This is a genomic window from Silvibacterium sp., assembly GCF_047605705.1.
In the GTDB taxonomy this organism is placed as follows: domain Bacteria; phylum Acidobacteriota; class Terriglobia; order Terriglobales; family Acidobacteriaceae; genus Silvibacterium.
This window is the reverse complement of the sequence record NZ_JASGFD010000025.1, coordinates 32596-44257: the sequence shown is the minus strand read 5'-3', so window position 1 is coordinate 44257 and position 11662 is coordinate 32596. Positions and strand designations below refer to the sequence as shown.

The following is an 11662-nucleotide window of genomic DNA, read 5'->3' as shown; positions in this document are numbered from 1 at the left end:
CGGGCCTTTTCTTTTGGGATAGGAAAGTCAGCTGCGGTGCGGTGGCGCGGTCGACTCGCGAACGATCAACTCGGGCTCGAAGGCAACCTGCTCGCGGAATTCTTCCGTCTGGTTCAGCCGGTTGACCATGTACTGCGCGGCGAAGCGACCCATCTCGGCCAGCGGCTGGCGGATGGTGGTGAGGCCCGGTGTCAGGAAGGCGGCAGCCTTGATGTCGTCGAAGCCGATGACCGAGACATCCTCAGGCACGCGCAGTCCGAGATCGCGCAGGCCGCGGATGGCGCCGATGGCGGCAATGTCGTTGAAGCAGACCAGCGCGGTGAATTTGCGGCGAGCCTTCACCAGCTGCTCGACCACCGGATAGCCGAGTTCCGGCGTGCTGATGTCGCGATCCAGCTGCATGATGAGCTCGGGATGCATGGGCAGGCCAAGTTCCCTGCAGACATCGACCATGCTCTGCCAGCGGTCGTTCGAGTCCGAGCTGAAGGGCTGGCCGTGCATGAAAGCAATGCGCCGGTGGCCCAGAGAATACAGGTGCTGGATGGCCAACTCCGCTGCCCGTCGATGATCGAGCACGACGTTCGTGACGTTGCGGACGTGCCGATGACCGGCGACGGCGACCACCGGCACGGACATCGGGTGCTCGATCGCAGTATCGATGCAGATCAGCCCCTCGGCTCCCTTGGCCACCAGCTGGCGGCTGTATTGGTCGACCAGTGCCGGGCGATGGCGGTGGTGTGCCGTGAAGTAGAAGTAGCCGGCGTTGACCAGGCAATCGCCGGCGCCGGTCATGATCTCGGTGTGATAGCCGTCGCTGAGCACCGGCACCATGATGCCGATGGTGAGGGTGCGGCGGTTGCGGAAGGAGCGCGCCACCAGGTTCGGCTGGTAGTTGAGCTTCTGCGCGGCTTCCTTGATGCGCTGGCGGGTCGCTTCCGGGATCGAGCGTCCCGGGGTGTCATTGAGCACGACGGAGATGGTGGACGGGTTCAGGCCCAGGTACTCGGCCAGCTCCTTCAGGCGAACCGGCTTATCGCGAAGCGGCTGCCTGCCCTTTTTTCCACTCTCGGATTTTGCTGCCATCTACCTCTGAACCTGCCTGTGAACCTGCTGCCTAAGCGCCTGATGTCCTGTGGAGTGTAGCAAATAATTGGGTGCCCGATGGGATTTTGCAGCGTCCTCGCGCAAAATTCAGGCAAACGATTGCGGAGAATCGTGCCGCCGGCCAGATCAGAGGACCGGGCTTTTTCCCGCCTTCCGGAGGAAAACGTTTGTCTAGTCTGAAAAATCATTTCGGGCCCCGCTTGACAATCGTTGTTCGAAGGCGCTGTAATCTGCAACGCATTCCTGTCCAGTGTTAAGACAAGCGATTGTCTATGGGAAGGACGCCAGGGGCTGCCAGTTTCTCCCCACCGGAGTTGCCGGATAGTAACGGGCAGAACCTCATGAGTTTTACAGAAGAGACGGAAGGGCAAGATCTTTTCGGGAGGCAGTATGAAGAATTTGGGACGCCTTGGAGCGGCGATACTCGCCGTGGCCATGGGTGCGGGCAGCGCACCTGTATGGGCGCAGAGCATGAACGCGGGCGACATCCGCGGAACCATTACGGACGCAACCGGAGCGGTTATCCCCGGTACGACGATTACGGTTCTGAATGTCGATACCGGCGTATCGAAATCTTTCACTTCGGATGACGCGGGTGTTTTTGACACCGGCTCGATCGTGACCGGCAACTACACGGTGACCTTCACTAAGGACGGCTTTGAGCAGCTCGTCCGCGGCCCCATCACCCTCCAGGTGGGCTACAGCACGGTCAACGGCAACCTCAAAGTGGGCGCTGTCAGCCAGAAGGTTGTGGTCAACACCGACATTCCGCTGCTGCAGACCGAATCGGGTGAGCAGAAGACGACCCTCGATGCGAAGTCGATGGCGCAGCTGCCCCAGACCACGCAGGACTGGGAAAACTTCATGATCCTGCTGCCGGGCGCAACCGGTACTCCGGCTTCGAGTGCAGGCGCCAACAACCCCGGCCAGGAAGTGGCCATCAACGGCAACCTGCCTTACAGCAACGTGCTAGCAGACGGTGCTTCGACGACGCTCTCGCACAGCTCGAACGCCAATCCTGAAGTCTTTGAGAATGTGGCCGAGCTGCAGGTGAACACCTCGACCTTCTCGGCGCAGTACGGCATCGGCGGCGCGGTCTTCAACCAGATTTCCAAGGGCGGCACCAGCCAGTTCCACGGCACAGCCTACGACTACTGGCAGAACGACAAGCTGAATGCGAACAATTTCGGCTTTGCCAGCCAGCCGACCGTGCCCTTCTCGCGTTACAACGACTTCGGTGGATCGATCGGTGGTCCGATCCTCAAGAAGCGGATGTTCTTTTACTTCAACTATGACCAGATCGTGAATCACGGTGCGGCCAGCAACGCCACCAATTCGATTCCGACCGCGGCGGTCATGGGCGGCGATTTCACCGGCCAGTACACCATCTACGATCCCACGACGCAGACCATTGCCTATGACTCGAAGGGCAATCCTTACCCGGTTCGTAAGTCCTTCCAGGAGGAATACGGATCGAACGCCATTCCGGCGGCAATGATTGATTCGGTGGCGAACAAGTTCCAGCAGTTCTACCCGACCGCTTCCAATCACATCGCGGGTGGCAAGTTCATTCCCGGCAGCATCGGCTCCGATGGCGAACTGCAGAATAACTTCTACTCCAGCGTTCCGCAGTCGACGCCTTACCGGAAGTATTTCGGCCGCCTGGATTTTGACATCACCAAGACCAACCGCCTCACGCTGTCCGACACGCAGAGCGATACGCCGGTGGTGTATCCGAACGGTGTGACCGCCTGCCCGATCGGCTGCCAGTCGGGCGATGTGGACAACAACAACGCGCAGGTGACCGACGTCTGGAACATCAGCCCGACCACCATCAACGAAGCGCGCCTCGGCTACACCTGGCAGGGCAACTTCTATCAGGACCTGACTCTCGGACAGGGATATCCTTCGGCACTCGGCTGGCAGTTCGCCAAGGCGGACAGCATCCCGAACATCCAGTACGACCGCAACTATCCTTATGCCTGGATTGAGCCCAGCGCGAATGCCGTCTATAAGGAGCATGTCTTCGATCCGTCGGATGTCGTCACGATGATCCGCGGCCGTCACATCCTCCACTTCGGCGGCGAGTTCCTTATCTATCGCGATGACTCGACGGCCTGGGGCAACACCAACGCAGGCACCATGACCTTCGCCGGCCAGTACACCGAACAGTGGACGCTGGACGCGAATGGCGTCGCCTCGCCCGACACCTCCACCGGTCTGGAATACGCCGACTTCCTGCTCGGTCTCCCGAACAGCTGGAACGCGAGCGTATCGCCGGAATATGGCGCACGCCTCAAGAGCCCGCAGGTCTTTATCCAGGATGACTGGAAGCTGCGTCCGAACCTGACCATCAACCTCGGCCTCCGCTACCAGATCAACCACGGCTGGAATGAAATTACCGGCAACGAAGCCGTGTGGGATCCGGAAGTGCTGAACACGGCAACCAATCAGGACGGCGCGTACTGGTATGGCAGCACCAAGGCCCATGGCCGCGGCGCACTGCAGGCCGATGTCTACAACACCATCCTGCCTCGTGTGGGCTTCTCCTGGCAGCCGAAGCAGGACACCACGCTGAACGGTGGCTTTGGTGTCTACTCCTATAACTGGAGCCTGGATACTTACGGCGGCGGTATGGGCGGAGCTGTGCTTTCGAGCGGTAACGACTCCGATCAGACCAACGGCATCACGCCGATCACCAAGCTGGACGGCCCTGGCACCATCTACGGCACCAGCACCCCGTTGCCGTATTCCGCGGCCAGCACTTCTCCCACACGCTTCAACGGCCAGGCCGTGACGTACAACGAGTTCCACACCCCTGTTCCCAAGATCTACCAGTACAACGTCGCTCTGCAGAAAATGATCGGCTCGAACATGATGACCGAGCTCTCCTATGTAGGCAGCCACGGCTTCAATCTGAACTATCCGACCGATCTGAATGCGGTGCCGGAGCAGTACTTCTCGACGAATGACACCGCGTATCGTCCGTACTCGGCCTACCAGGGCATCACTGGCAGCTCGAACAACGGTATCTCCAACTACAACTCGCTGCAGGCTACGATCTCCCGCCGTCTGGCACAGGGATTCAGCTACAGCTTCAACTACGTCTGGTCGCACTTCCTCGACGACCAGGACTCGTCTGCCTGGGGCAGCCGTTCCGGCCAGCAGAACTACCAGCAGGCCAACAACCCGAGTGGCAATTACAGCAACTCGAACTTCGACATCCGCAACGCCTTCAAGGGCTATGCGCTGTACGAACTGCCCTTCGGCAAGGGACGCTTATTCCTGAACCACAATGCGCTGCTGGATGAGGTCATCGGTGGATGGCAGCTTTCCGGCACCATTGTGCTCTCCTCGGGCAATCCGTTCACCGTGTACGGCACACAGGCCAACTACCAGCAGGCCGGTTCGGTGTTCCCCGACTGGAACCCGGCTGTGAAGGACGTCAAGCCGGCTCATCGTTCGGCTCGCTGCGAACCTGGCTATCCGGGTTGCGCGAACGAGTGGTATAACCCGGAAGCCTTCATCAAGCCGGCGGATGGTGCCTTCGGCAATGTTCGCCGCAACTCCCTCTATGGCCCCGGCATCGACCAGGTCAACCTCTCGGCCGGCAAGACCTTCTCGATCTACGAGAACGTCAAGCTGAACATCCGCGCCGATGCGTCGAACGCCTTCAACCATGCCAGCTTCGGCATGCCCACGCAGCAGCTGACCGGACCCTCCGGTCAGGAGGCGGGGCAGCCCTACACCTGGACCGGTCAGCAGCAGATCACGGGTACGACGGTCGGTGGCCGTACCGTGCAGCTGGCGGCTCACATCAACTTCTAACCTTCCACTGCATCACATGAAAACCGGGGAGACGGTTCGCCGTCTCCCTTCTTTTATGCGCTGCGTGCTCACGTCTTCACCGGCTATCATCGTCTGTCATGAAATTCCTATCGCGCCCCTGCCTCTTTTTTGCCGGCGCCCTCCTCCTCGCCGCTCCGCTCTTCGCGCAGACCGCAACCACGCCGGCTACTGGCACGCAGGCCGAGATCGCCGCGCATGCCCGCAAAGCGCAGGAGTATCTGCGTGAGAAGAAGCCTGAGCTGGCTATTCCTGAACTCGAAGCGTGGGTAAAGCTCGATCCCCAGAACGTCGATGTGCAGGCGAATCTGGGCGTGCTGCTCTTCTTCCGCGGCAATTACGCCGGCGCGCTGCCGCATCTGAGGCAGGCTGTTGCGCTGCAGCCGGGGCTGGCGAAGATCCAGGGATTGCTGGGCATCACGGAGCGCAACACCGGCGACCTGGCCGCAGCACGTATCGACATGGAAGCCGCATTTCCGCTGATTACCGAGACGAAATTCAAAACGCAACTCGGGCTGTCATTGATCGAGCTGTATTCCGCAACAGGCGAGCTGGATAAGGCAGCCGCGACGGTTGCCGAGTTGCGCAGAAACGATCCTGAGAACGTAGAGGTTCTCTACGCGGCCTATCGTATTCACTCCGATCTTGCGGCGGAGTCTATCGTGAGCCTCTCGCTGGTCGATCCCGACTCGCCGCAGATGCACCAGGTGATGGCGCACGAGGAGACGCGCGAAGGCAAGACGAACGAAGCCATCGCCGAATACCGCAAGGCCATCGCGCTCGATCCGAAACTGCCCGGTGTGCACTTCGAGCTGGCCGAACTGCTGAACACCTCGTCCGATCCGAAGTTGAAGCAGGAGGCGATTGCCGAGTACGAAGAAGCTTTGAAGCAGAACCCCGGCGATGAGAAGTCGCTTGAGCGCATCGGGGATGCGGCGGCCGCGAAGAATGACTGGACGCAGGCGAAGCCGGCGTATGAAAAGGCCGTCGCGCTTCGTCCCGACGATGCCGAGGCAAACTTCGGACTCGCGAAGACGTACATTGCGCTCGACCAGAAGGATAAGGCTCTACCGCTGCTTGAGCACGTGGTGCAGGTCGATCCGACGAACGCGACCGCGCACTATCGCCTGAGTACGCTCTTTCGCGAACAAGGCAACGCAGAACAGGCAAAGGCCGAGCTCGAGCAGTTTCAAAAATACCGGCAGATGAAAGACAAGCTCCGCGCGATGTATAAAGAGCTCCAGATTCAGCCGGACCAGATCCGCGATGACCCGAAAGACGACGCGTCACTCCCGAAGAACTAACGCTCTGCACGGAATTCGGCTTGCGCTGCGGATTGTCATCTTCGCGCTGATGGCCGCATGTTGCGGCCCTTCACGTGCGCGAGCGCAGGAGCCTGCGCAGGAGTCCGCGCGCCGCGAAAAGACTTCTTCTGTGCAGCTGATCGACATCACCGCGTCGACCGGCATCCACTGGGAGCATCTTTCCAGCCCCGCGCAGCGCTATATTGTGGAGTCGATGAGCGGCGGTGTTGCGGTGATCGACTACGATCACGATGGCTGGCCTGACCTCTACTTTACCGGCGCACAAAGCGTGGAGATGGCGCTGGCAGGCAAGCCGGCGCGCAGTGCGCTCTATCGTAACAATCACGATGGCACATTTACTGATGTCTCCGAGAAGGCCGGGGTTGCGACACCATGCTGGGCGATGGGCGCGGCGGTGGGTGACTACAACAACGACGGTTTGCCCGACCTGCTGGTGACATGCTTCGGCGGTGTGGTGCTCTATCGTAACAACGGCGATGGCACATTCACCGATGTGACGAAGGCTGCTGGACTCGCAGACGACAAGCTCTGGGCCACGGGTGCGGCTTTTGGCGATTACGACAAGGATGGCTATGCCGATCTCTTCGTCTCGCATTATGTCGATCTGGATCTGAAGGCGCTCCCGGTCTTCGGCTCAAGCAAGACGTGCCGGTATCTCGGTGTCGAGGTGCAGTGCGGTCCGCGCGGACTGAAGGGATCGCCGGATAATCTTTATCACAACAATCATGACGGCACCTTCACCGATGTTTCGGTGAAGGCAGGTGTTGCGGATGAGCAGAAGCTCTTCGGTCTCACCGCGATCTGGTCCGACTTCGACGATGACGGGCATCTCGATTTATTTGTGACCAACGATGGCGAGCAAAACTACCTCTATCGCAACCACGGCGACGGCACCTTCTCTGACGTGGCTTACACCGCAGGCGTAGCGGCGAGCGAAGATGGTGTGGAGCAGGCCAACATGGGCGTCGCGTATGGCGATGCTCTGCACTCGGGGCGCTCCGTAATCATCCTCTCTCACTTCGACAATGAATACGCGGCTGCATATCGCAATGATGGAAATATGAGTTTCAGCGATATCTCGGCTGCGAGTGGCATCGAGCTCGCGAGTAAAGGTTATGTCGGCTGGGGCGATGCGCTCGTCGACCTCGACAATAGCGGATGGCTCGACTTTTTCCTGGTGAATGGGCACGTGTACCCACAGGTGGATGACGCGCATACGGCGGCGCGTTATCGCGAGCCGAAGCTGCTGCTGCGCAACCAGCGCGACGGGACGTTTCGCAATGTGAGCCAGGACGCAGGGCCGGCGATCGAAACGCCGCAGGTGAGCCGCGGGCTTGCTGTGGCCGATCTCTTCAATGATGGCAAGCAGGAGCTGATCGTTGAAAACCTCACCGGACCTCCGATGATCCTGAGGCCGAAGGGCGGCGAGGAGAATCACTGGATCAGCTTTACGCTCGAAGGAACGAAGAGCAACCGCCTCGCGCTGAACACGCGCGTGCGCGTGACGAGTGGCGACCTCACGCAGAACGGTGAGGTGCTGAGCGGCGGCAGTTATCTCTCGCAGAGCGACCTGCGTCTGCACTTCGGCCTCGGAGCACATGCGCGCGCAGAGAAGGTCGAAGTCCGATGGCCGGATGGCGCCAAGGACACGCTCACGAACCTAGACGGCGAGCATTTTTATACGGTTCGCGAGGGCGCGGGAGTGGTTTCGAAGAAGGCTGCCTCGTCATCGCCGGATAAATTGATCGTCCCGTAGAGACAAACGTTTGTTTTCTGCGTGCAGGGTGCGCATTGGCTTGACAGCCTGCTTCGCTCAAATGCCTAATGATTGCGGGCTGTCCGCGCCTGCGACGCCCGAAGATCGATCGACTCACGAGAGGAACTCCTGTGCGCTTCCGTCCTGCCATCCTGCCCGCGTTGCTTTTGCTTGCCCTGCCCTCGTTTTCCTTTGCCGGCTCGAGTGACGCCACCGAGTGGCTGACGACCGCCGATCGCAGCTCGCTGCTGGCGAAGCAGCCGGGCCTGCTCGAATTTCATAAGGAAAAGGACAGCAAGCTTCCGGTGATCGATGTCGACGACAGCAAGAAGTTCCAGTCCATGGATGGTTTTGGCTTCGCACTCACCGGCGGTAGCGCCCAGCTGCTGATGAAGATGAGCGCGCCGCAGCGCGGCGAGCTACTGCGCGAGCTCTTTGGGCGAGGCGATAACGAAGTTGGCGTGAATTACATCCGCGTGAGCATCGGATCGTCGGACATGAATGACCACGCCTTCACCTATGACGACCTCAAGGACGGCGACACGGACCCGAAGCTCGAGAAGTTTAATCTTGGCCCCGATGCGGATACGGTGGTGCCGGTGCTCAAGGAAATTCTCGCCATCAATCCGGAGCTCAAGATTCTTGGTTCGCCGTGGTCGGCGCCTGCGTGGATGAAGACGAACGGCAAGCTCAAGGACGGCAGCCTCAAGCCGGAATATTACGGCGCATATGCGGCCTACTTTGTGAAGTACATCGATGCGATGCGGGCGCAGGGCATCCGCATCGATGCCATCACGGTGCAGAACGAGCCGCTGAATCCGCACAACACACCGAGCATGGTGATGCAGGCCGAAGATCAGGCGAAGTTCATCGCGACCGCGCTCGGTCCGGCCTTCGAAAAGGCAAAGCTGAAGACAAAGATCATCGTCTATGACCACAACTGCGACAAGCCCGAGTATCCGATGACGATCCTCAAGGATCCCGCAGCTGCGAAGTATGTCGACGGCTCGGCCTTCCACCTTTATGAGGGCGATATCAGCGCGATGACCAAGGTGCACGATGCTTATCCGAAGAAGAATCTCTACTTCACCGAGCAGATGACCATCGATGAGAAGGGGGAGTCGCAGCTTGCCATTGCGCGTTCGGTGTCGCGGCTCATCGTCGGCGCGCCGCGCAACTGGGCTCGCAACGTGTTGCTGTGGAACCTCGCTGCCGATCCTGAGCTTGGCCCGCACACGAACGACGGCGGCTGCCCGATCTGCGAGGGCGCAATCACCATCGACGGCGACGCAATCACACGGAACATCGCGTACTACACGGTCGCACAGGCTTCGAAGTTCGTTCCGACGGGCTCGGTGCGCATCGGTTCGAATGAGCCGGACAGCCTGCCGAATGTGGCTTTCAAGGTAGAAGGCGGCAGGGAAGTCGTCATCGTGGCGAACACCTCGAAGGACGAGCAGAAATTCGCGATCCGCGATCACGGCAAGGCGATTACGACTTCGCTGCCGGCCGGTGCGGTTGCGACCTATGTCTGGTGAGGTAACAGGGAATCTTCTTTGAGATCGACGCCGGTGCGCCCCAGTTGGCGCGCCGCGCGGAGATAGAAGGCGATCTTCTCCGCGGCTTCGGCATAACGCAGGCCTTCAGGACGGATGTTCGAGATGCAATTGCGCTCGGCATCCGTCCTTCCTCTTTTTGGTGACCAGGTAAGATACACGCCGAGCGAGTCGGGTGAACTGAGCCCGGGGCGTTCGCCGATCATGAACAGGATAAGTTCTGCGTCCAGCAGTTCGCCGATCTCATCCCCCAGGGCGACGCGCGCCTGCTCGGCAATCACCAGCGGAGCAGTGACCACCTCCGGCGACAGATTCCGTAGCGCGACAAGCAGCGGCAGGGCATGCCGCTCGACGGCAAGCGACGATAGACCATCGGCGAGGACGATGGCGAGGGGCCGTGGTTGTGTGTGCTGCGTGGTCAGGGTTTCGCGCGAAGCTTCGCTAAGCTGGCGTCCGAGGTCGGGTCTCCGCAGATATTCGCTGCGGTCCTGCGCGGCGCTGTGTGCGCGCAGAGGCATCCAGCCTTCGGCGGCGCATGCGGGCACCAGCGTGACCACGCTCAGTGGCGTGTGCAGCGCATCGCGCGCCTGCGCCAGGGACCAGTTGAGGTCGAGGATTTCACTCGTCGCCAGCGATCGCCCGGCACTGCGCAGGCCCACGCGCGCCGGTGTATGCGCGCGAAGCGCATCGCGCAATGCTGCCGGATCATGGTGCGCGAGTTTGTCACTCATGCGGTGAGCAGCCCTGCGAGGGAAAGCTCTTCACGCAGCCCCGCATCGAGCCACGCTTCGAATTCCGGCGCGGGTCTGAGGCCGAGCGCGGTGCGCAGGTAGGCGATGTCGTGGAAGGAGGTGCTCTGATAGTTGAGCATCACGTCGTCCGCGCCGGGCACGCCCATGATGTAGTTCACGCCGGCTGCGCCGAGCATGGTCATGATGGTGTCGGTGTCGTCGTCGTTGGCCTCGGCGTGCGTGGTGTAGCAGACGTCGCAGCCCATCGGCAGACCGAGCAGCTTGCCGCAGAAGTGATCTTCGAGCGCGGCGCGCAGAATCTGCTTGCCGTCGTATAGATACTCTGGCCCGATGAAGCCGACGACGGTATTCACCAGCAGCGGCTTGTACTGTCGCGCAACGGCATACGCGCGCGCCTCACATGTCTGCTGATCGATGCCGTAGTGCGCGTTCGCAGAAAGCGCGCTGCCCTGGCCAGTCTCGAAGTACATCAGGTTCTCGCCGAGTGTGCCGCGCTTGAGCGAAAGGCCCGCGTCATAGGCTTCATCGAGCAGCGAGAGCGAGACGCCGAAGGAGGTATTCGCCTTCCCGGTTCCGGCAATCGACTGAAAGAGCAGGTCCACGGGCGCGCCGCGCTCGAGCGCCTGCATCTGCGTGGTGATGTGCGCGAGTATGCAGCTTTGCACCGGGATGCGATAGCGCTCGCGTACGCGGTCGATCAGCGTGAGCAGCGTGGTCGTCGTCGCAACATTATCCGAGACAGGATTGATGCCGATGACCGCGTCGCCCACACCCAACAAGAGCCCGTCGAGCATGGATGCTGCGATGCCGGTTGCGTCGTCGGTTGGATGATTTGGCTGCAGTCGTGAGGCGAGCGTACCGGCGAGGCCGATGGTGGTGCGGAAGCGCGTGACGACGCGGATCTTGCGCGCGACAAGGACGAGATCCTGCAGGCGCATGAGCTTCGAGACGGCCGCCGCCATCTCCGGCGTGAAGGCCCAGTGCAATGCGGTGAGGCGTTCGCCGGTGGCTTCGTCGCCCAGCAGCCAGTCGCGCAGCTCGCCCACGGTGAAGCTTGCGAGCGGCGCAAAGGCCGCGGCGTCATGCTGCGCGTGAATCAGGCGTGTGACTTCGTCGTCTTCGATGAGCGGATGTGCGAGGAACTCGGCCAGCGGAAGGTCCGCGAGGGTTATCTGCGCGGCTACGCGCTCTGCAGCGGAGCTGGCGGCGAGGCCTGCAAGCTCATCGCCGCTGCGTGCCGGTGTGGCCTTGGCCAGCAGCTCGCGCAGATCGGAGAAGGTATAAGAGACGCCGCGGATGGTGTGTTGGTAGCTCATCTGAAAT

General features: G+C 60.9%; 7 protein-coding genes. 4 read left to right on the top strand and 3 right to left on the bottom strand.

Features of this window, described 5'->3' with window-relative positions:
- Positions 1–27: 27 nt before the first annotated feature.
- Positions 28–1083 carry a LacI family DNA-binding transcriptional regulator gene (locus QM649_RS10820; protein WP_415199054.1) on the bottom strand — a complete coding sequence of 352 codons (1056 nt, stop codon included), beginning with the start codon at positions 1081–1083 and terminating at the stop codon, positions 28–30.
- 411 nt (positions 1084–1494) lie between these two features.
- Here QM649_RS10820 and QM649_RS10815 point away from each other — a divergent pair, with 411 nt between their 5' ends.
- From QM649_RS10815 to QM649_RS10800, 4 genes are all read left to right on the top strand, one after another.
- The gene (locus QM649_RS10815; protein ID WP_415199053.1) at positions 1495–4932 is read left to right on the top strand and encodes a carboxypeptidase regulatory-like domain-containing protein; all 3438 of its coding nucleotides are present in this window, start codon (positions 1495–1497) and stop codon (positions 4930–4932) included.
- Positions 4933–5030: 98 nt separating this feature from the next.
- Positions 5031–6254, top strand: coding sequence for a tetratricopeptide repeat protein (locus QM649_RS10810; RefSeq protein ID WP_415199052.1), 1224 nt, complete (start codon positions 5031–5033; stop codon positions 6252–6254).
- Positions 6217–8031, top strand: coding sequence for a CRTAC1 family protein (locus tag QM649_RS10805; RefSeq protein ID WP_415199051.1), 1815 nt, complete (start codon positions 6217–6219; stop codon positions 8029–8031). The genes QM649_RS10810 and QM649_RS10805 overlap by 38 nt, the downstream gene beginning before the upstream one ends.
- A 131-nt stretch (positions 8032–8162) precedes the next feature.
- The gene (locus tag QM649_RS10800) at positions 8163–9569 is read left to right on the top strand and encodes a glycoside hydrolase family 30 protein (RefSeq protein ID WP_415199050.1); all 1407 of its coding nucleotides are present in this window, start codon (positions 8163–8165) and stop codon (positions 9567–9569) included.
- Here QM649_RS10800 and eutC read toward each other — a convergent pair.
- Positions 9557–10318 (bottom strand): ethanolamine ammonia-lyase subunit EutC, encoded by a 762-nt coding sequence (gene eutC / locus QM649_RS10795; protein ID WP_415199049.1) that lies wholly within the window; start codon positions 10316–10318, stop codon positions 9557–9559. The two genes, QM649_RS10800 and eutC, sit on opposite strands and share 13 nt — an antisense overlap.
- Complete coding sequence (locus tag QM649_RS10790; protein ID WP_415199048.1) at positions 10315–11655, bottom strand: ethanolamine ammonia-lyase subunit EutB; 1341 nt, start codon at positions 11653–11655, stop codon at positions 10315–10317. The genes eutC and QM649_RS10790 overlap by 4 nt, the downstream gene beginning before the upstream one ends.
- Between the last annotated feature and the right edge of the window lie 7 nt (positions 11656–11662).